The organism is Alcaligenes sp. SORT26 (genome assembly GCF_017377875.1).
Taxonomy (GTDB): Bacteria; Pseudomonadota; Gammaproteobacteria; order Burkholderiales; family Burkholderiaceae_B; genus Alcaligenes; species Alcaligenes parafaecalis.
In genome coordinates this window covers 1,401,482-1,420,568 of record NZ_CP070975.1, presented here as the reverse complement: position 1 = coordinate 1,420,568, position 19,087 = coordinate 1,401,482, and the positions used below count along the sequence as shown (strand labels likewise).

Below are 19,087 nucleotides of genomic sequence, written 5' to 3'. Positions count from 1 at the left end.
GGCACTGCAACGCTGCCCTTCAGAGGGCGATCAGGGCACCAGTTGTGTCCATTCGTTCGATAGGAAGCGGTCCCGTGCCAGTTTCTCGGCCCGTTCCAATGTAGAGGCATCCAGTGTGCTGGGTTTCAGTGCCGTTTTCTTGCGGAATACGTCCAGCATGGCGTCAATGACTGCTTCGCGGCTCATGCCGGTTTGGCTACGGATAGGGTCCACACGTTTCTTGGCACTGGTTGTGCCTTTGTCCGACAGCTTTTCCTTGCCGATGCGCAGGACTTCCAGCATTTTGTCGGCATCAATGTCGTAGGCCATGGTCACATGGTGCAAAACGGCATTGCCGCGACGTGCTTGTGCAGCACCACCAATTTTGCCTCCGGCACTGGTAATGTCGTTCAAGGGCTGATACCAGGCATCAATACCGATTTCACGCAGGGCTTCAATCACCCAGGAATCCAGAAACTCATAGGACTCCTGAAACGTCATGCCTGCTACAAACTGCTTGGGCACGCTGAGCGAATAGGTAATGGTGTTGCCTGGCTCAATAAACATGGCGCCACCGCCACTGATGCGGCGTACGACTCGAATACCATGATGGGCAGCCGCATCGGCTTCAATCTCGTTACGCAAGGACTGGAAACGTCCAATCACTACCGCGGCTTCCTGCCATTCCCAGATACGCAGGGTGGGGGCGCGGGTGCCTTCGCTGACTTCTTGGGTGATAATTTCATCCAGTGCCATATGCAGGGCAGCCGGTTGTGGCTCCATATGGACCAGCTCCCAGGGCAACTCGTTCCAGCTCATCATGCCAATGCCCTCCGCACGACCACGCCAATGGCCTGCGGGTCCAGGCCAAACATTTCGGTATCGGCAGGCAGGGCACGGCTTACGTGAGCAGCAATTTCTTCAGCACTGCTATTGACGGACAGGCCTAACAAGGCCTGATTGATCAGGCCCAGCGCTTCGGGGGGTTCCAGAAAAAAGTCGCCGCTTAATCGTGCTTGTTCGATCAGATTGTCTTTGACGTCCAGATCGACCACGACCAGCTTGCCGCCAGGAACTTTGTATTCAGCATGCATAGACTGTGTCCTTTTGATAAGGTCGGCCCCCATGGAAGCAATGGGGGAGGGCAGCACGAGTAAAATGTCACTCGTGCTGCGTTTAATGCTGGGGCACCATGCCCAAAGTGTCGTATTTTAGCGTAGTTAAACGCCCCTGAACGACGCCTTGATCTGTCAAAAAGCTTGGTAATTCCTGCTTTTTGCTGATAGAATCATGGGCTAATCATTTTTTCATCCTCTGTCAGCGCTGTTTTAATTGTGTGTGCGGCTGATACGATGGTTTTGGAGTTAATCGTGGATTTGATCGCTATTCTTGAGCAAGAAGAAATCCAGCGCCTGACCGGTGGCAAACTGCCTCCCGAGTTCGGTCCTGGTGACACCGTTGTTGTGAACGTAAACGTGGTTGAAGGTACGCGTAAGCGTGTCCAGGCTTACGAAGGCGTGGTTATCGGCCGTCGCAATCGTGGTCTGAACTCTTCTTTCATCGTTCGCAAGATTTCTTCTGGCGAAGCTGTTGAGCGTACATTCCAGCTTTATTCCCCGCAGATCTCCAGCATCGAAGTCAAGCGTCGTGGCGCTGTGCGTCGTGCTAAACTGTACTATCTGCGCGAACGCTCGGGTAAAGCCGCTCGCATCAAAGAAAAACTCGTTCGTCGTTCGGGTAACTAATTCCCAAGCGAACAGCGATGCAAAGGCACCCAGGCGGGTGCCTTTGTTTTTATGTGGGATCACATACCAGTTCATATGGATAAGCCTCGTATCAGGCCCGTTATCGTTCCTGGATTCGACCCTCGCAGCCAGCCCTTGGTTGCTCTAGACCCCTTGCCTGATTTGCCTGCTCAGGCCCAGCAACTGGATTTTCTGCGCAGTGCTTTTGCCCAGCCCATACAGTGGCAGGTAGAGCCTTTGTTTCGCAGCTCCTTTTATCCAGATTTCTTGCCCGGTTCCATGAATGTGCGCTCCGCCGTCTGTATTGGCGTGATGCAGCGCCCGGACGGGCCTACTGTCATTTTCACGCGCCGGGCCATGCACCTGCACAACCATGCGGGGCAGATCAGTTTTCCCGGTGGACGTATTGAAGCCTCGGATCTGGGGCCGGTAGAAGCCGCCTTGCGTGAAACGCAGGAAGAAATCGGCATTGAACCGCGCTTTGTGCGTTATCTGGGCCAGCATCCTATTTTTGTGACCAGCACTCAGTTTGCGATGCGCCCCATTATTGGCGAACTGCAAGAAGGTTTTCAGGTACTGCCCGATAGCTCTGAAGTGGCCGAGGTTTTCGAGGTACCACTGTCTGTCTTGCTGGACCCGCAGCGCCATCAATTGCACCACGCGGATTTGCCCGATGGGGCAGGTCGCTACTACTTTTCTATCCCCTGGGGGCCCTACTTTATCTGGGGTGCCACAGCGGTCTTGATTCGCAATCTCTACCACCACCTGTCGGCTGCCTGGGTGCAGTTGTCTGCGGGTGGAGATACACGCGCCAAGGGCCTGTAAACAGGCCTGTCAGGCGAGCGCTCTGGCAGCGGACCTAGCCTTCACAAAAAAGGGGCGTTCTGCTTCGCCCCTTATTCTCTTAATAGCGTGGCTTGTTTTCGTGCTCGGCCAGCAGGCGCTGGTATAGCGCGTGCCGCTCGGGGTGAATGCTGCCTGCTTCGATAGCCGCCAGTACGCCGCAGCCCGGTTCATGCCTGTGGGTACAGTTATAAAAACGGCAGGATTCCACCGCCTTCCGAAAATCGGGGAAGCCGTGGGCAATATCTTCCTGTGTCATATGCGACAGGCCAAAGGCTTGAAAGCCGGGGCTGTCGATCAGGTCGCCACTATTGGGCAAGTGGTACAGGCGGGTGCTGGTGGTGGTGTGCCGACCGGCTCCGAGTGCGATGGAATATTCCTGGGTCAAGGCCCCCGCATCCGGGACCAGGGCATTGAGTAGCGTAGATTTACCCATGCCACTTTGCCCCAGCAACAAGGTGCGTTTGTTGGCCAGCCAAGGTGCCAGGGTTTGCCGGGTCTGTTCGGGCTCCAGTGCGACCATTTCCAGAATGGGTACACCCAGAGCGGCAATAGGGGCCAGCTTCTTGCGTGCTCGTTCCAGATGGGTGCCCAGATCGGCCTTGTTCAAGATAATGACCGGTTCAATATCCACGCTCCAGGCTGCCACCAGGGCACGCCCCAGCAAGTCTTCGGAGTAGGCCGGTTCCGGCGCGACCACAATCAGAAGCTGGTCGATATTGGCAGCAAACTGTTTGGTGCGGAAATCGTCAGAGCGATACAGCAGATTGCGCCGTTCCTGTACCGATTCAATAGAGCCTTCCCCCTTGGCCTGCATCAGCACATCGACCTGATCGCCAACGGCGATGCCTGCTTTTTTGCCGCGTGGAAAGCACTTGATCGTTTCTCCGTCAGGCAGCTCGACAAAGTAGTGGCGACCGTGGGCGGCAGTCACAAGACCGCTAATGTATTTGGATGTCATGCCAGGCTTTTCAGGTGTCGGATGCGATCAATCGCGTTGGGGTGGCTGTCGTAAAAGGCAGAATGCATGGGGTCGGGCGTCAAGGTAGCCGCATTGTCGTTATAGAGTTTCAGTAAGGCGCTGATCAAGTCCTGGGCTTGGCTGTGCTCGGCCGCAAAGCTGTCCGCCTGATATTCGTCACGGCGTGACAGCAGGGCGCTCAAGGGGCCCATCCAGAAAGTGAAGGTGGGCACCACCATGAAGAACAGAATCAGGGCCAGGGCATCATTGGCGTGATCCAGTTGAGGAATCACACCCAGGCCCGTATAAAAGTCGACGTGCCCCCAGGCCCAGCCTGCCAGCAGGAAAAAGATCAGCGAGGTGACAACGCTGATCAGCAGTCGACGTTGAATATGGCGATGCTTGAAGTGGCCCAGTTCATGGGCCAATACGGCTTCCACTTCCTCAGGCTGCAGCTTGTTCAGCAAGGTATCAAAAAAAACGATCCGTTTTTGGCGGCCCAGGCCGGTGAAGTAGGCGTTGCCGTGAGCCGAGCGGCGCGAGCCGTCCATCACGTACAAGCCATTGGTCTGAAAACCGCAGCGTTGGGCCAGAGCATTAATGCGGTCACGCAAGCTGGCGTCGTCCAGCGGCTTGAACGTGTTGAAGAGGGGGGCGATGACGCGTGGGTACAGCCACAGCACCAGCAAATTGAACACCAGCCACAAGCCCCAGCCATACCAGGGCCAGGCAGGACCTGCCCAGGCCATCAGGCTAAGCAGGGCAGCGCACAAGGGCGTGCCCAGAATCAGCACGATGATCAAGGTTTTGGCGGTGTCTGCAAAAAACAGGGCGGGTTTCATGCGGTTAAAGCCAAAACGGGCTTCCAGCACAAACTTGCGATACCAGGCAAAGGGCAGGCCAACCACCCCCATAATCGCCAGCACGGCACCAATCAGGCTCAGTTGACGCAGTAACTCGTGGCTGATCCAGTTGCTCAGGACGATATCCAGCCATTCCAGGCCGCCCAACAGCGTAAAGCCCAGCAAGACAATGGCTTCGACCAGGCGTTCGCTTAAGCCCAATCGGGTGCGTGCAATGGTGTAGCGCGCCGCGCGCTGGTGGCTATGCAGGCCAATGCGCTCGGAAAACTCGGCAGGTACTTCGTTTTGATGACGGTACACGTGCCGGATCTGCCGCAGGCCTAAATAAAAGCGCAGCAAAACATCCGCAAGCAGAAAGATAATGAACAACAAGGTCAGCATGTAGGCGGCTATATGTAAAATGGGCGTTTTGAGGAATGATTATATGGCGGTTCATACACAGCGTCTGGTCTGGCTCGATATGGAGATGACGGGACTGGATCCGGACAAAGAGCGCATCATCGAAGTTGCGGTTGTAGTCACAGAGGCAGACTTGACCCTGGTGGCCGAAGGTCCGGTTCTGGTGGTTCATCAAAGCAATCAATTGCTCGACGGCATGGATGCCTGGAACAAAGGGACGCATGGTCGTAGTGGCCTGATCGACAAGGTCAAAGCGTCCACCCTGACCGAAGCGCAGGCCGAGGACCAGTTGCTGGAGTTCCTGAAAGAACACGTGCCGGCTGGCAAGTCCCCTTTGTGTGGCAACACCATCAGCCAGGATCGTCGTTTCATGTACCGCTACATGCCTCGTCTGGAGGCCTTCTTCCACTATCGCAATCTGGATGTCAGCACCTTGAAAGAGCTGGCTTTGCGTTGGAAGCCTGAAGTGGTTAAAAGTTTCGTCAAACAAAGCCGCCACGAGGCTTTGGCTGATATTTACGAGTCCATTGACGAGCTGAAGCACTACCGCGAGCACTTTATCCGCCTGTAAACGGAGAGGGGGGGCAAGGCGGATGTTGCGTTGGCCCAGGCATGGTCTGCGACCTGTCTGCAGCCCTTGAGCAAAGACGCATTGGCAGGATCAAAACCGAGGATAGCGATTTGTCGCTCCTCGGTTTTTTTATGTCTAAGTATTTACCCTTAAAGCATCTGTTCTGAGGCCATATGATACGGTTTTGCGATTGACATCACATTTTTCGTATTAAATAATGAAGTGTATATGGTTTGCGTCGAAACAAAGTTTGTTTGGCGCTTTCTGCACTCTTACCGGGGATGGTCATGTATGCACAACTTGTAGAGACAGGCGTCAAGCAGGTCCAGGATATCGAGCAGATGTCCGACGAAGAACGTCGGTTCCAAGAGCGCATCGATGAGGGTGTCCGCATCGAAGCCAGGGACTGGATGCCCGAAGCCTATCGCAAAACCTTGGTGCGCCAGATCTCTCAGCACGCGCACTCCGAGATCGTCGGGATGCTGCCTGAAGGCAACTGGATTACCCGCGCACCCTCGCTCAAGCGCAAAGCCATTTTGATGGCCAAGGTGCAGGACGAGGCCGGTCACGGTCTGTATCTGTACAGCGCTGCTGAAACACTGGGCGTAGGCCGTGACAAGCTGGTCGACGACCTGCTGTCGGGCAAAGCCAAGTACTCCAGCATTTTTAATTACCCTACGCTGAACTGGGCCGATATTGGCATGGTTGGCTGGCTGGTCGACGGTTCGGCCATCATCAACCAGATTCCGCTGTGCCGTTGTTCTTACGGCCCTTACGCCCGTGCCATGGTGCGCGTGTGTAAAGAAGAATCCTTCCACCAGCGCCAGGGTTACGACCTGTTGATCCAGATGTGCCTGCACGGCACACCAGAGCAAAAGGCCATGGTTCAGGATTCCATCAACCGCTGGTGGTGGCCTGCCTTGATGATGTTCGGTCCTTCGGACGCAGACTCCACCAATAGCGCCCAGTCCATGCAGTGGAAGATCAAGCTGTTCTCCAACGACGAGCTGCGCCAGAAGATGGTGGACCAGACCGTGCCTCAGGCCGAATACCTGGGCCTGACCATTCCTGATCCTGATCTGCGCTGGAACGAAGAGCGCGGTCACTACGACTTTGGCGAGATTGACTGGGAAGAATTCTGGGCAGTGATCAAGGGCAACGGTCCCTGTAATCGTGAGCGACTCCAGGCTCGAGTCCAGGCCCACGAGAACGGCGCCTGGTTCCGTGATGCCCTGGAGGCACATGCCCAAAAGCAGGAAGCCGTCCGCAAGGTGGCCTGATCAATAAGGCTAAGAAACCGGCACGGTTTCTGATTCGATCCGATTCGCAGCAGGCGCTTTGACCGCGCCGCTGCACAGCAAGGAATTTTCAGTTATGAGCAAGAACGATTGGCCCCTGTGGGAAATCTTTATTCGCAGCCAGCACGGCCTGGCCCACAAACACGTAGGCAGCCTGCACGCTCCGGACGCCGAAATGGCGATCAACAATGCCCGTGATGTCTACACCCGTCGTAACGAAGGCGTGAGCATCTGGGTTGTGCGTGCGGCAGATATCGCGGCGTCCAGCCCTGGCGACAAAGGCCCGCTGTTCGAGCCTTCCAACACCAAGGTCTATCGTCACCCTACGTTTTTCCCCATGCCTGACGGCATCAATATGTAGGAATCGGTATGGATAAAGCCTTATTTTCCTACGCCCTGCGCATGGGCGATTCCAACCTGGTGCTGGCTCAGCGTCTGGGTGAGTGGACGGGCCACGGTCCGGCACTGGAAGAAGAGCTGGCCTGTGCCAATACCGCACTGGACTTGCTGGGTCAGGCCCGCATGTGGCTGACACTGGCTGGCGAGACCGAAGGTCAGGGCCGTGACGAAGATCGTCTGGCTTATCACCGTGATGTGCATGAGTACACCAACTACCTGTTGGTCGAGCGTGAAAACGGTCATTACGGCGAAACCCTGGCACGTCAATTCCTGTTTGATGCCTGGCATTGCTTCTTGCTGGAGCAGTTGGTCGAATCCAGTGACGAGCAGATTCGTGCCATTGCTCAGAAAGGGCATAAAGAAGTGCTGTATCACCTGCGCCGCTCGACCGATTTGATCGTGCGTCTGGGCGACGGTACGCCAGAAAGCCATCAGCGCATGCAACAAGCGATTGATGAGGCCTGGTACTACACCGGCGAATTGTTCCTGGATGACGAAGTCACCGAGGAACTGGCCCAGCGTCAGGCCGTGCCCTTGATGGCCAGCCTGTGGGAGCCTTGCCTGGCTTACATTCAGTCTGTGCTGGAACGCGCCACCTTGCGTTGCCCGGCCGAGCAGGATGCTCAGCACAAAGCGTATCGCGGTGGCCCGCAAGGCCGTCACACGGAAGCGTTAGGGTTTCTGCTGGCAGAAATGCAGCATCTGCCACGTATGTACCCCGACGCTCGCTGGTGATCGTCATGACACAGACCTGGAGCACCGAGCAGGTCATGCACGTATTGGCTACGGTTCCCGATCCGGAGATCCCCGTGATCTCCTTGCTGGACCTGGGCATTGTGCGTGATGTGAACTGGGAGGAGGGCGTGTGTGTGGTCACCATCACACCGACCTACTCCGGTTGTCCGGCGATGTACGAGATGAGCCACTCCATTGAGCAGGCTTTGCAGCAGGCCGGTATCGAGCAGGTTCGGGTGGATACCAAGTTGTCTCCGGCCTGGACGACCGATTGGATGAGCGAGCAGGGCAAGCTGGCCTTGCGCGATTACGGCATCGCTCCTCCAGCCCAAAATGCGGTTGATATTTCTGGTTTGCTCCGTCAGCCCGAGGCGCCCGTGGTGGCCTGTCCTCAATGCGGGTCCACGCATACACGGGTGATCAGCCAGTTTGGCTCCACACCCTGTAAGGCGCTGTATCGCTGCATTAGCTGCGGTGAACCATTCGATTACTTTAAGGCGCATTAGTCCTATGAGTCAGTTTTATTCTCTTCCTGTGGCCTCGGTCTCCCGCAGCACCCGCGACGCCGTGGTGGTGGCCTTTACCGTGCCCGACGATTTGCAGGATGTGTTTCAGTTCCGCCCCGGTCAGTACCTGACCTTGCGTACCCATCTGGACGGCCAGGAACTGCGTCGCTCCTATTCGATCTGTGCGGCGCCGCACGACCGTTTGCTGCGTGTGGCGATCAAGCGTGTGAATGATGGTGCGTTCTCCACCTGGGCGAATAGCAATCTGGAGGCGGGAGCTTCCCTGGAAGTGATGCCACCGGATGGCAATTTCACTGTGGACTTTGATCCCAGCCAGGCTCACCGTTACGCTGCCTTTGCGGTGGGTAGCGGAATCACGCCGATTCTGTCGCTGGTGAAAACCGCGCTGGATACCGAGGCTAATTCCACTTTCACGCTGTTTTTCGGTAACCGTGCTTCCTCGGCCATCATGTTCCGCGAAGAGATCGAGGACCTGAAAAACACCTATATGGAACGTTTCTCCATCGTGTATATCATGAGCCGGGAAACGCAGGATATTGACCTCTTCAATGGTCGTCTGGATGGCGAAAAAGTACGCCAGTTGATGCAGCAATGGTTTGATCCCAGCAGTGTGGATGTGGCCTTTGTCTGCGGTCCCCAGGACATGAGCGAGCAGGTAGTCGCTGCCTTGCAGGAAAATGGCCTGGAAAAATCCCAGATCAAGTTCGAGCTGTTTGGTGCGCCTAAAGGCCCCCGTGCCCTGCGTACGGGCGAGGAGTCGCGCAAGGCTCCGGGCAAGGAAGAGTGCGAGCTGACCGTGATTCAGGACGGCATCACCCGCAACCTGACCATCAGCAAGAGCAACAGCAGTATTTTGGACGCGGCGCTGGAGCAAGGGCTGGAATTGCCTTACTCCTGTAAAGGTGGGGTTTGTTCCACCTGCCGTTGCAAAGTGGTAGAGGGCGAAGTGGACATGGACGCCAACTTTGCACTGGAAGATTACGAAGTAGCCCGCGGTTTCGTGCTCAGTTGTCAAAGCTTCCCGGTCACCGACCGGGTGGTCATTGACTTCGATCAGGAAACCTAAGACCGCAGCAAACAAGCGGTTTTTCAAGAATCTGGACGCCAGCTTCCCAGCTTGGCGTCCTACTAGTTTCAGGAGCACATTGTATGGCAGCAGATTTTTTCAAGACGCATCAGGCGACGCTGGATCACGCTTTGAGCAGTATTCTGGAGCGCAACTTCTGGAGCGCTTACCCTGAAAATCCCAGCCCGCGCGCCTATGGTGAAACCGCGGCTCAGGATGGTCAGGCTGCTTTTGAAGCCTACCGTGGCAAGGCCTTTCCTTTGACGCTGGAAGGCGCACAAGGTGAGGTGGGCAATGAGCAATCGCCTTTTGGTTTTGATCTGGGCATCCGCTACCCCAAAGTGCCAGTGGACCAATTGCTGGCCCAGTCGCAACTGGCGCTGGATAGCTGGCGTGACGCGGGCCCACAAGCCTGGGTCGGTATCTGCCTGGAAATTCTGCATCGTCTGAATCAGCGCAGCTTCGAGATTGCGCACGCTGTGCAGCACACCACGGGTCAGGGCTTCATGATGGCTTTCCAGGCTGGTGGTCCTCACGCTCAGGAACGCGCACTGGAAGCCGTGGCCTACGCCTGGCAGGAAATGTCTCGCATTCCCGGTCTGGTTGACTGGATCAAGCCTCAGGGCAAGCACGATCCCATCCAGATGAAGAAGCAGTTCAAAGTGGTGCCCCGTGGCATTGGTCTGGTGATTGGTTGCTCCACCTTCCCGACCTGGAACGGTTACCCCGGCCTGTTTGCTTCCCTGGCAACCGGTAACACGGTAATTGTGAAGCCGCACCCTGGTGCAATCCTGCCTTTGGCTATTACCGTTGCGATCGCTCGCGAAGTGCTGGCTGAAGCCGGTTTCAATCCGAATGTGGTCTTGCTGGCCGCTCACGACCCTTCGGAAGATACCGCACAGCAACTGGCGATGCACAAGGCCGTCAAGCTGATCGACTTTACCGGCAGCAGCCAAAACGGTAACTGGCTGGAAGAAAACGCCCGCCACGCGTTGGTCTATACCGAAAAAGCCGGTGTGAACCAGGTCATTATTGATTCGGTTGAAGATTTCAAGGCCGTTGCCCGCAACCTGGCTTTCTCCTTTGCGCTGTACTCCGGCCAGATGTGTACCGCTCCTCAGAACATCTACGTGCCTCGCGATGGTATCCGTACGGCCGACGGCGTGATGAGCTTTGATGAAGTGGCTCAAGGCCTAGCTCTAGCTGTACAAAAACTGGTGTCTGACCCGGCCCGTGCCGTTGAAATTACCGGCGCCGTGCAAAACGACGCTTGCGCACAGCGTATTGATCAGGCTCGCCAACTGGGCATGCCTATCCTGGCTGACAGCCAGACGCTGGAACACCCCGCATTCCCCGGTGCCCGCGTACGCACACCGCTGGTTTTGCAGGCCCGTGTGGACCAGCCTGAAATCCAGCAAGAATGGTTTGGCCCCATCGTGTTTGTGGTGCAAACCGATTCGACCGAGCAAAGCATTGAAGTGGCAGGTCGCAACGTGATCGAGCACGGCGCACTGACCTTGTCGGCTTACAGCACCGATGATGCTGTGACTGCCAAGATTCAGCGTATGGCCGAGCGTTCCGGCGTGTCCCTGTCCCTGAACCTGACCGGCGCTGTGTTCATTAACCAGACTGCAGCCTATAGCGACTTCCACGGCACGGGCGCCAACCCGGCTGCCAACGCATCCTTGTCGGATTCGGCCTATGTCGCTAACCGTTTCCGTGTCGTTCAGACTCGCTGGCATTTCTAAAGGAGGGTGGCCAGGTGACTGACCAAAGTATTCAATTTCAGCTAGAAAATGGCGTAGCACGCATTACCTTGAATCGTCCCGACAAGCTCAACAGCTTTACGGCCGATATGCACGGTGAGCTGGCTCAGGCGCTGGATAAAGTCGAACAGTGCGCGGATCTGCGCGTACTGATTCTGACGGGTAATGGCCGTGGCTTTTGCGCGGGTCAGGATTTGTCCGAGCGTCAGATGAGCGCCGGTGATGCTCCCGTGGATCTGGGTGGCACCATCGAAAAATACTACGCACCCCTGGTGCGTCGTCTGCGCGCGCTGGCGGCTCCCGTTGTAGTGGGTGTGAATGGTGTGGCCGCCGGTGCCGGGGCCAACCTGGCCTTGGCCGGTGACATCGTGATCGCCACTCGCTCGGCCAGCTTCATCCAGCCTTTCTGCCGTCTGGGCCTGCTGCCTGATACCGGCGGTACTTTCTTCTTGCCGCGTCTGGTGGGTACGGCACGCGCCATGGGTCTGTCTTTGCTGGGCGATAAGCTCTCGGCCGAGCAGGCGGCTCAGTGGGGCCTGATCTGGGAATGTGTCGACGATGACGCGTTCCAGGCTCGCCTGAACGAGCTGGCTGCCCATTTTGCGCAGGCGCCGACCAAAGGTCTGGCCTATGCCAAGAAAGCGATTTATGCCAGTGATGCCCATTCGCTTGATCAGCAGTTGGACCTGGAGCGCGATCTGATGCGTGAGCTGGGTGCATCCGAGGATTATCGCGAGGGTGTTAATGCATTCCTGGGCAAACGTGCCCCCCAATTCAAAGGAAAGTGATGCAAAGCAACGCACTTGCTGTTGAAGATCCACAAGCGCTGGCCCAACAGGTCAGCGAGCATATGTATGGCAATGACCAGGCATCCCAGGCTCTGGGCCTGAGCCTGGATACCGTGGCACCCGGTGCGGCCAATATGAGCATGACGGTCCGCGCCGACATGCTTAACGGCCACAAGACCTGTCACGGTGGTTTCATTTTTGCTTTGGCTGACAGCACGTTTGCGTTTGCCTGCAATTCTCGCAATGCACCGACCGTTGCTTCAGGTTGCACCATCGATTACCTGGCACCTGCCTTTGAAGGGGATGTCCTGACGGCTCGCGCTGTCGAGGCCTCCCTGGCAGGTCGCACTGGTGTGTATGACATCGAAGTGGTCAACCAGAACGACAAGCGTATTGCCTTGTTCCGTGGGCGCTCGTACCGGCTGAATGGCACGGTACTGGGCGGAATTGAGAAAAAATAACTTTTTGAAGATACATACCCTGTGGACCCGGGGGGGTCGGAAGTACCACACCAGCGGCAGGGCAGGAGTACACCATGACAGCAATTAAAGAACAGGTTGGCCGCGATGCCATCGAGCATGCAAGTGTTGACGAAATCCGTAACTTGCAACTGGAACGTCTGAAGTGGACGTTGAAGCATGCTTACGACAATGTGCCGCATTACCGGCAGAAATTTGATGAAGCGGGCGTGCATCCCGATGATTTGAAGCAACTGTCGGATATTTCCAAGTTTCCCTTCACGACCAAGCAAGACTTGCGTGATAACTACCCCTTCAAGATGTTTGCGGTTCCCCGCGAACAGGTAGCACGCGTTCATGCTTCCAGCGGCACCACTGGTAAACCTACCGTGGTCGGTTACACCGCCAATGACATTTCCACCTGGGCCGATCTGTTTGCCCGCTCCATGTGGGCGGCCGGTGCTCGTCCTGGCGATATCGCCCACGTGGCTTACGGCTATGGCTTGTTCACGGGCGGTCTGGGTGCGCATTACGGTGCAGAGCGCCTGGGTTGTACCGTGGTCCCCATGTCCGGTGGCCAGACTGAAAAACAAGTTCAGTTGATTCAGGATTTCCGTCCCGACGTGATTCTGGTGACCCCTTCGTACTTCTGCAATATCGTGGAAGAGATCGAGCGCCAGGGCATGGACCCACGTGACACCTCCCTGCGCATCGGTATTTTTGGTGCCGAGCCCTGGACAGGCCAGATGCGTCTGGATATCGAGCAGCGTGCCGGTATCGATGCGGTAGATATTTACGGTCTGTCCGAAGTAATGGGCCCAGGCGTGGCCATGGAGTGTGTGGAAAGCAAGGACGGCCCAGTGGTCTGGGAAGACCATTTCTACCCCGAAATCATCAACCCTGAAACCGGCGAACCGGTGGCTGAGGGCGAAAGCGGTGAGCTGGTCTTCACCTCCTTGAGCAAAGAAGCCATGCCCGTCATTCGCTACCGCACTCGCGACCTGACGCAACTGTTGCCACCCACTTCGCGCAGCATGCGCCGCATCGGCAAGATCACTGGCCGCAGTGACGATATGCTGATTGTGCGTGGCGTGAACCTGTTCCCGACCCAGGTCGAAGAACTGGTTCTGAAAATGCCTGAGCTGGCCGCCCAATACCAATTGGTTCTGAGCCGTAACGGCAATATGGACGAGCTGGAAATTCTGGTGGAAGTGCGTGCCGAGTTCAATCATTTGAATGAAGCCCAGCGCGAGCAACTGGCTCGTCGCTTGACTCACTCTATCAAGACCTTTATCGGGGTCAGCGCACGTATCCGTGTGCAGTCCTCCGGCATGGTGGAGCGTACCGTGACAGGTAAAGCCAAACGTGTGATCGACAAACGCGCGTTCTGAACGTACCTGGCCTGAAGTAAAAAAACGGCTCTGCCCAGGCAGGGCCGTTTTTGTATTCGGCGCTCTCACGGTATCATTGCAAGCTGGTAGGCGGCGCAGGCCGTTTTTGCGTTTTTTTTTCGATAACATCATGCCCCCAATACAGCCCGGTTTGATTGCCGGCATCGGCACCGACCTGATCCGTATTGACCGGATCGAGCGCGCCTTGGCTCGTCATGGTGATCGCTTTGTAAAGCGCATCCTGGGCGAGCAAGAGCGCGAAGTCTACGCCCGCCGTCAGGCACGTGATCCGGTGCGTGGTCTGCGTTATCTGGCCACCCGTTTTGCAGCCAAAGAAGCCTTTTCCAAAGCCGTGGGCCTGGGAATGCGCATGCCTATGGCCTGGTCGCGCATGCAAACCCTGAATGCACCGGGCGGCCGCCCGGTGGTGCGCCTGTCCGCAGATCTGCAAAGCTGGTTTGATGCCCGCTACGGGGCTGTTCATATTTCCCTGACCGACGAGTCTGATATGGCCATGGCCTTTGTTGTGCTGGAAGTCAAAGCGCCTGCCATCCCTTCCTTATCCTTAGCTGAGTCTGACACTAAATGAGTTCTTCCTCGCAAGCCGTATTGCCTCCGGGCCCAGTCATGGTGGACGTGCAGGGCATGGTCCTGACGGATCAGGAGCGCGAGCGCCTGCGTCATCCTTTGGTGGGTGGCGTGATCCTGTTCAGCCGCAACTTTGAAAACCGTGCCCAACTGACTGCTTTGTGTCAGTCCATTCACGAAGCGCGTAACGAGCCCTTGCTGATCGCTGTGGACCACGAAGGTGGCCGCGTTCAGCGTTTTCGCGAAGACGGTTTCACGACCTTGCCCGCCATGAGCCAGCTAGGACAGCTCTGGACCCGTGACGCGGTCAAGGCGGCTGCTGTTGCCGCAGACACAGGCTACGTGCTGGCAGCCGAGCTGCGCGCGTGTGGCGTGGACATGAGTTTCACGCCCGTTCTGGATCTGGATTGGGGTGTCAGCAAGGTAATTGGCGACCGCTCTTTCCACCGCAGCCCTCGTGCCGTCTCCATGCTGGCCGCTGGCCTGATTCGTGGTTTGAACAAGGCGGGTATGGCCGCTTGCGGCAAGCACTTTCCCGGTCATGGCGGTGTAGAGGCGGATTCACACCACGAAATTCCGGTTGATGAGCGTACGCTGGAAGAAATTCTGGACGAGGATGCCGCCCCCTATGGCTGGCTGGGCACCTTGCAACTGCCATCGGTGATGCCCGCTCACGTGATCTACTCCAAGGTAGACCCGCTGCCTGCCGGTTTCTCGCCCTACTGGATTCAACGTGTACTGCGCAAGGCGCTGGCTTATGACGGCGTGATTTTCTCCGACGACCTGACCATGGAAGGCGCCACCGTTGTTGGCGACATCCTGGCTCGTGCCCAGGCCGCTCTGGGGGCGGGTTGCGATATGGTGCTGGTGTGCAATCGCCCAGACCTGGCAGACGATTTGCTGTCGCGCCTGGATTTCACGATTTCCGAGGAATCGCAAAATCGCATTCGTCGTCTGATGCCTACGACGCCAGCTTTGGATTGGGACGCTTTGCAAGCGGATGAACACTATCAATATGCCCGCGGACTTCAATCTAAAATCCTATCTGTCTGATCTGCCGAATCTGCCGGGCGTGTACCGGCATATCGACGATCAGGGCGAGGTACTGTATGTGGGCAAGGCGCGTGATCTCAAGCGCCGTGTCAGCTCGTACTTCCAGAAAACGCTGAGCAGTCCCCGTATTGCCCATATGGTGGCGCGCGTCGCGCGCATCGAGGTCACTGTGACCCGCAGCGAGGCCGAGGCCTTGCTGCTGGAAAATAACCTCATCAAGCGTCTACGGCCGCGCTACAACATTCTTTTCCGGGACGACAAGTCCTACCCCTACCTGATGATCAGCGCCCACCAGGCGCCGCGTATTGCCTATTACCGGGGCAGTACCAGCGGGAAGGGACATTTCTTCGGCCCTTATCCCAATTCCTGGGCGGTGCGCGAAACCATACAGATTCTGCAACGGGTGTTCCGCCTGCGTACCTGTGAAGACAGCGTCTACGCCAACCGCAGCCGTCCCTGTTTGCTGCATCAGATCGGACGCTGTTCGGCCCCCTGTGTGAACCTGATCTCACCTGAGCAGTATCAGCTCGACGTGCAGCGCGCGATCAGTTTTCTGGACGGCAATACGGCGGAAATTCTGGGCGAGTTGCAAGAGCGCATGATGCAGGCGTCTGATTCCCTGGACTTTGAGCAGGCGGCGGCCCTGCGTGACCAGATGAAAGCCTTGTCGGCCGTGCTGCAGCAGCAAAGCATGGAGCAGGTGGGCAAGGAAGACGTAGATATTATTGTGGTTCTGAACGCGGGCGGTAAGTTCTGTGTGAATCTGGCCATGGTGCGCGGTGGCCGTCACCTGGGTGACCGCGCTTTCTTCCCTACACAAATCAACGATGACACTCCCAGTGATGTGTTGGCGGCATTTATCGCCCAGCACTACCTGGAACGCCGCATGCCGCCGGTTCTGGTCTGTTCGCACGCTTTGCCCGATGCGGACCTGATGCCACTGCTGGCCGAGCAAACGGGCGTAAAAGCGCGTGTTGTCGTGCGCCCGCAAGGGGTGCGCAAGATCTGGCTGGAGCAGGCCACCAAGAACGCCGGTCTGGCACTGGCCCGAGTGTTGAGCGAATCCACCGCCCGTGCCGACCGTACCCGAGCCCTGGCCGAAGCCCTGCAATTGGATCTGGACGAGGCCCAGCTCGATACCCTGCACATCGAATGTTTTGACATCAGCCATACGGCGGGGGAGGCCACCCAGGCCTCCTGTGTGGTTTATAAACACCACGAAATGCAGAACTCGCTTTATCGCCGCTACAACATTGCAGGCATCACGCCGGGTGACGATTACGCGGCCATGCGCCAAGTGCTGAACCGACGTTTCTCGCGGGTTGCCGAAGGTTTGGCACCTTTGCCGGACATTGTTTTGATTGACGGTGGCAAGGGCCAGGTTGAAATTGCCCGCCAGGTTTTTGTGGAACTGGGCCTGGATATTCACGTCCTGGTCGGTGTTGCCAAGGGGGAAAAGCGTAAAGTAGGTCTGGAAACCCTGGTGTTTGCCGATGATCGCCCGCCTGTGGCTTTGGGCGTGGAGTCTGCGGCACTGATGCTGGTCGCGCAGGTGCGTGATGAAGCGCACCGTTTTGCCATTACGGGCATGCGTGCCCAACGTGCCAAAACGCGCAATGTGTCACGCCTGGAAGATATTGACGGGATTGGCGCTAAACGGCGTCAGCGTTTGCTGGCTCGCTTTGGTGGTTTTAGCGGCGTTGCCGATGCAAGTATTGATGAGCTTAGTGCGGTTGATGGAATATCTACTGAACTGGCCGAACGCATTTATCATGCTTTACGATAGGCGAGAGCCTTTGTTTTAAATTAGGTTGGTATCCAAGCTATGCCTTTTAATCTGCCCATTGCCCTGACGTGGCTTCGTATCGTTCTGATCCCCTTGATCGTCGCCCTGTTTTATTTGCCAGAGCATTGGCTGACGATGGAGACACGCGATCTGTGGGCCGCCTCCGTGTTTATCGTGGCCGCCGCAACGGACTGGTTTGACGGTTGGCTGGCTCGACGCTGGAACCAGACGTCCTCATTCGGGGCCTTCCTGGACCCCGTCGCCGACAAGCTCATGGTCAGCGCCGCTTTGCTGGTTTTGCTGGACCTGGGTCGTGTCGATGCCTTTATCGCCCTGATTATTATTGGCCGCGAAATCACCATTTCGGCGTTGCGGGAATGGATGGCCAAGATTGGTGCCAGTGGTAGTGTGGCAGTGCATCGCTTGGGTAAATTCAAAACCGCCGCGCAAATGGTTGCCATTCCTTGTCTGCTGTACTGGTCCCCCGTCATGGGGTTGCCAACACGGATTATTGGGCAAGCCCTGATTATTGTGGCCGCGGTCCTGACGGTCTGGTCCATGTGCTATTACCTGCAAAAGGCCTGGCCGGAAATCAAGAAAAAGCAACTCTGAGACAAATGGCTAATTCATCAACAACGACGCTGGATGGGGCGGGGCCTGATGGTTCACAGGACTGGCGGGTTATTGGCGTTATCGGTATCGCACACGCCAGTTCGCACTTCTTTCAGCTCATTCTGCCTACGCTGTATATCTCCCTGGGCCAGGAGTTTGGCTACGACTTCCTGACCCTGGGTGGCCTGGTCACCACCTTTTATCTGGTGTCCTGTTTTGGGCAGGCTTCTTCGGGTTTTCTGGTTGATCGCATTGGTGCCTTGCCGGTACTGAAAGTGGGGCTGTCCTGTTTTGTGGTCGCGGCCTTGCTGATCGGGACGGCCAATGGCTATGGCATGTTGCTGGCGGCGGCCTTGATCGGTGGTGTGGGCAATGCCGTGTTTCATCCGGTGGATTACTCCATTTTGAATCACCGTGTCAGTCCGGCTCGTCTGGGCCATGCCTTTAGCGCGCACGGCTTGACCGGAAACCTGGGCTGGGCGCTGACGCCTGTCTTTATCACAAGCTTGACGATTTACTTCAACTGGCGCGTAGCAGTGCTGGCAGCAGCCGCCTTGATTGCGTCGATTCTGGTGCTGGTGCTGCTGAACCGGGATGCCCTGGCAGGGCGGACGGTTGCAGGTGGTACACAGGCCCGGCCGCAAAGCAAAGAGTCGGTCTGGACGACCTTGTCCACCTTGCTGTCGCGTTCCTCCTTGTGGGGCGCCTTCTTGTTTTTTGCTTTTGCGACGGCCGCGATGGCGGTGGTGCAGAACTACACCATCCCCATGCTGCATAACACCTACGGTATTGATAAGGTGGTGGCGGGTACCGCACTGTCCGGCTTTATGCTGGCCTCGGCAGCAGGCATGTTTGTAGGTGGCTTTATTGCTTCCACGACCCCGCGCTCGGAACTCATCGTCTTTGCTTCCCTATGCGTATCGGGGGCCTTGCTCCTGGTATTGGGGGCAGGGTGGGTGATGCCTTCCCTGGCGCTGTTTGTGGTGGGGGCGGCTGGCTTTTGTTCCGGTATTGCCTCGCCATCGCGCGATATGCTGATCCGCCGCGTCACCCCTAAAGGTTCGACCGGGGCGGTGTATGGCCTGGTGTATTCGGGGATGGATGTGGGTTCGTCCATGGCACCAGTCGGCTTTGGTTTGCTGCTGGACGTGGGTTTGACCCAGGCCCCCTGGTACGGAGCGGCCATTGGATATTGGACTGCAGCCGGTCTGGCCGTGTATGTGGCTTCTACGGTAAGTCGTGCCAGCAAATCCTGATTC

The 19,087-nt window shown here is 57.0% G+C and carries 21 protein-coding genes; 17 read left to right on the top strand and 4 right to left on the bottom strand.

What is annotated here, in order from left to right; genetic code table 11:
- Positions 1–30 precede the first annotated feature (30 nt).
- Together JYG33_RS06595 and JYG33_RS06590 are read right to left on the bottom strand one after the other, a co-directional pair.
- On the bottom strand, positions 31–801 hold the full coding sequence (locus JYG33_RS06595; RefSeq protein ID WP_207875196.1) for a biotin/lipoate A/B protein ligase family protein: 771 nt from the start codon (positions 799–801) through the stop codon (positions 31–33).
- Complete coding sequence (locus JYG33_RS06590) at positions 798–1,073, bottom strand: biotin--protein ligase (RefSeq protein WP_207875195.1); 276 nt, start codon at positions 1,071–1,073, stop codon at positions 798–800. The genes JYG33_RS06595 and JYG33_RS06590 overlap by 4 nt, the downstream gene beginning before the upstream one ends.
- A 276-nt stretch (positions 1,074–1,349) precedes the next feature.
- Here JYG33_RS06590 and rplS point away from each other — a divergent pair, with 276 nt between their 5' ends.
- The gene (gene rplS, locus JYG33_RS06585; protein WP_207875194.1) at positions 1,350–1,724 is read left to right on the top strand and encodes a 50S ribosomal protein L19; all 375 of its coding nucleotides are present in this window, start codon (positions 1,350–1,352) and stop codon (positions 1,722–1,724) included.
- A gap of 153 nt (positions 1,725–1,877) precedes the next feature.
- Positions 1,878–2,549 (top strand): CoA pyrophosphatase, encoded by a 672-nt coding sequence (locus JYG33_RS06580; RefSeq protein ID WP_207875760.1) that lies wholly within the window; start codon positions 1,878–1,880, stop codon positions 2,547–2,549.
- Between the two features lie 79 nt (positions 2,550–2,628).
- On the opposite strand, the gene rsgA is transcribed toward JYG33_RS06580, so the two are convergent.
- Together rsgA and JYG33_RS06570 are read right to left on the bottom strand one after the other, a co-directional pair.
- Positions 2,629–3,528, bottom strand: coding sequence for a ribosome small subunit-dependent GTPase A (gene rsgA / locus JYG33_RS06575; RefSeq protein WP_207875193.1), 900 nt, complete (start codon positions 3,526–3,528; stop codon positions 2,629–2,631).
- Positions 3,525–4,772: a M48 family metallopeptidase gene (locus JYG33_RS06570; RefSeq protein WP_207875192.1), complete on the bottom strand. Its 1,248-nt coding sequence runs from the start codon at positions 4,770–4,772 to the stop codon at positions 3,525–3,527. Before JYG33_RS06570 ends, rsgA begins: the two co-directional genes overlap by 4 nt.
- Before the next feature lie 43 nt (positions 4,773–4,815).
- Here JYG33_RS06570 and orn point away from each other — a divergent pair, with 43 nt between their 5' ends.
- The 15 genes from orn (at position 4,816) to JYG33_RS06495 (ending at position 19,084) form a co-directional block, all read left to right on the top strand.
- On the top strand, positions 4,816–5,361 hold the full coding sequence (gene orn, locus JYG33_RS06565; protein WP_207875191.1) for an oligoribonuclease: 546 nt from the start codon (positions 4,816–4,818) through the stop codon (positions 5,359–5,361).
- Positions 5,362–5,648: 287 nt separating this feature from the next.
- The gene (gene paaA, locus JYG33_RS06560; protein ID WP_207875190.1) at positions 5,649–6,641 is read left to right on the top strand and encodes a 1,2-phenylacetyl-CoA epoxidase subunit PaaA; all 993 of its coding nucleotides are present in this window, start codon (positions 5,649–5,651) and stop codon (positions 6,639–6,641) included.
- A 94-nt stretch (positions 6,642–6,735) separates the two neighbouring features.
- Positions 6,736–7,020 carry a 1,2-phenylacetyl-CoA epoxidase subunit PaaB gene (gene paaB, locus JYG33_RS06555; protein ID WP_153230488.1) on the top strand — a complete coding sequence of 95 codons (285 nt, stop codon included), beginning with the start codon at positions 6,736–6,738 and terminating at the stop codon, positions 7,018–7,020.
- 8 nt (positions 7,021–7,028) lie between these two features.
- Entirely contained in the window at positions 7,029–7,793 is a 765-nt protein-coding gene (gene paaC, locus JYG33_RS06550; RefSeq protein ID WP_207875189.1) for a 1,2-phenylacetyl-CoA epoxidase subunit PaaC, read from the top strand.
- Positions 7,794–7,798: 5 nt separating this feature from the next.
- A complete protein-coding gene (gene paaD / locus JYG33_RS06545; protein ID WP_121740148.1) occupies positions 7,799–8,299 on the top strand; it encodes a 1,2-phenylacetyl-CoA epoxidase subunit PaaD in 501 nt (166 codons plus the stop codon).
- 4 nt (positions 8,300–8,303) lie between these two features.
- A complete protein-coding gene (gene paaE, locus JYG33_RS06540; protein WP_207875188.1) occupies positions 8,304–9,386 on the top strand; it encodes a 1,2-phenylacetyl-CoA epoxidase subunit PaaE in 1,083 nt (360 codons plus the stop codon).
- Positions 9,387–9,469: 83 nt separating this feature from the next.
- Entirely contained in the window at positions 9,470–11,134 is a 1,665-nt protein-coding gene (gene paaN / locus JYG33_RS06535; RefSeq protein ID WP_207875187.1) for a phenylacetic acid degradation protein PaaN, read from the top strand.
- 14 nt (positions 11,135–11,148) lie between these two features.
- On the top strand, positions 11,149–11,940 hold the full coding sequence (paaG, locus tag JYG33_RS06530) for a 2-(1,2-epoxy-1,2-dihydrophenyl)acetyl-CoA isomerase PaaG (RefSeq protein ID WP_042481663.1): 792 nt from the start codon (positions 11,149–11,151) through the stop codon (positions 11,938–11,940).
- Positions 11,940–12,401 (top strand): hydroxyphenylacetyl-CoA thioesterase PaaI, encoded by a 462-nt coding sequence (paaI, locus tag JYG33_RS06525; protein WP_207875186.1) that lies wholly within the window; start codon positions 11,940–11,942, stop codon positions 12,399–12,401. The genes paaG and paaI overlap by 1 nt, the downstream gene beginning before the upstream one ends.
- A gap of 74 nt (positions 12,402–12,475) precedes the next feature.
- Entirely contained in the window at positions 12,476–13,789 is a 1,314-nt protein-coding gene (gene paaK / locus JYG33_RS06520; protein ID WP_207875185.1) for a phenylacetate--CoA ligase PaaK, read from the top strand.
- 130 nt (positions 13,790–13,919) lie between these two features.
- Positions 13,920–14,378, top strand: a complete 459-nt coding sequence (gene acpS, locus JYG33_RS06515) for a holo-ACP synthase (protein WP_207875184.1) — start codon at positions 13,920–13,922, stop codon at positions 14,376–14,378.
- Positions 14,375–15,430: a beta-N-acetylhexosaminidase gene (gene nagZ / locus JYG33_RS06510; protein WP_207875183.1), complete on the top strand. Its 1,056-nt coding sequence runs from the start codon at positions 14,375–14,377 to the stop codon at positions 15,428–15,430. Before acpS ends, nagZ begins: the two co-directional genes overlap by 4 nt.
- Positions 15,393–17,216, top strand: coding sequence for an excinuclease ABC subunit UvrC (uvrC, locus tag JYG33_RS06505; protein WP_207875759.1), 1,824 nt, complete (start codon positions 15,393–15,395; stop codon positions 17,214–17,216). The genes nagZ and uvrC overlap by 38 nt, the downstream gene beginning before the upstream one ends.
- 39 nt (positions 17,217–17,255) lie before the next feature.
- Positions 17,256–17,828 (top strand): CDP-diacylglycerol--glycerol-3-phosphate 3-phosphatidyltransferase, encoded by a 573-nt coding sequence (gene pgsA / locus JYG33_RS06500; RefSeq protein WP_207875182.1) that lies wholly within the window; start codon positions 17,256–17,258, stop codon positions 17,826–17,828.
- A 5-nt stretch (positions 17,829–17,833) separates the two neighbouring features.
- Positions 17,834–19,084, top strand: a complete 1,251-nt coding sequence (locus JYG33_RS06495) for an MFS transporter (protein WP_207875181.1) — start codon at positions 17,834–17,836, stop codon at positions 19,082–19,084.
- Positions 19,085–19,087 lie beyond the last annotated feature (3 nt).

Bases quoted from the DNA above. Each gene is read 5' to 3' on its own strand.
- JYG33_RS06595 (WP_207875196.1), bottom strand. From the start codon at position 801: ATGATGAGCTGGAACGAGTTGCCCTGGGAGCTGGTCCATATGGAGCCA.
- JYG33_RS06590 (WP_207875195.1), bottom strand. From the start codon at position 1,073: ATGCATGCTGAATACAAAGTTCCTGGCGGCAAGCTGGTCGTGGTCGAT.
- rsgA (WP_207875193.1), bottom strand. From the start codon at position 3,528: ATGACATCCAAATACATTAGCGGTCTTGTGACTGCCGCCCACGGTCGC.
- JYG33_RS06570 (WP_207875192.1), bottom strand. From the start codon at position 4,772: ATGCTGACCTTGTTGTTCATTATCTTTCTGCTTGCGGATGTTTTGCTG.
- orn (WP_207875191.1), top strand. From the start codon at position 4,816: ATGGCGGTTCATACACAGCGTCTGGTCTGGCTCGATATGGAGATGACG.
- paaA (WP_207875190.1), top strand. From the start codon at position 5,649: ATGTATGCACAACTTGTAGAGACAGGCGTCAAGCAGGTCCAGGATATC.
- paaB (WP_153230488.1), top strand. From the start codon at position 6,736: ATGAGCAAGAACGATTGGCCCCTGTGGGAAATCTTTATTCGCAGCCAG.
- paaC (WP_207875189.1), top strand. From the start codon at position 7,029: ATGGATAAAGCCTTATTTTCCTACGCCCTGCGCATGGGCGATTCCAAC.
- paaD (WP_121740148.1), top strand. From the start codon at position 7,799: ATGACACAGACCTGGAGCACCGAGCAGGTCATGCACGTATTGGCTACG.
- paaE (WP_207875188.1), top strand. From the start codon at position 8,304: ATGAGTCAGTTTTATTCTCTTCCTGTGGCCTCGGTCTCCCGCAGCACC.
- paaN (WP_207875187.1), top strand. From the start codon at position 9,470: ATGGCAGCAGATTTTTTCAAGACGCATCAGGCGACGCTGGATCACGCT.
- paaI (WP_207875186.1), top strand. From the start codon at position 11,940: ATGCAAAGCAACGCACTTGCTGTTGAAGATCCACAAGCGCTGGCCCAA.
- paaK (WP_207875185.1), top strand. From the start codon at position 12,476: ATGACAGCAATTAAAGAACAGGTTGGCCGCGATGCCATCGAGCATGCA.
- acpS (WP_207875184.1), top strand. From the start codon at position 13,920: ATGCCCCCAATACAGCCCGGTTTGATTGCCGGCATCGGCACCGACCTG.
- nagZ (WP_207875183.1), top strand. From the start codon at position 14,375: ATGAGTTCTTCCTCGCAAGCCGTATTGCCTCCGGGCCCAGTCATGGTG.
- uvrC (WP_207875759.1), top strand. From the start codon at position 15,393: ATGCCCGCGGACTTCAATCTAAAATCCTATCTGTCTGATCTGCCGAAT.
- pgsA (WP_207875182.1), top strand. From the start codon at position 17,256: ATGCCTTTTAATCTGCCCATTGCCCTGACGTGGCTTCGTATCGTTCTG.
- JYG33_RS06495 (WP_207875181.1), top strand. From the start codon at position 17,834: ATGGCTAATTCATCAACAACGACGCTGGATGGGGCGGGGCCTGATGGT.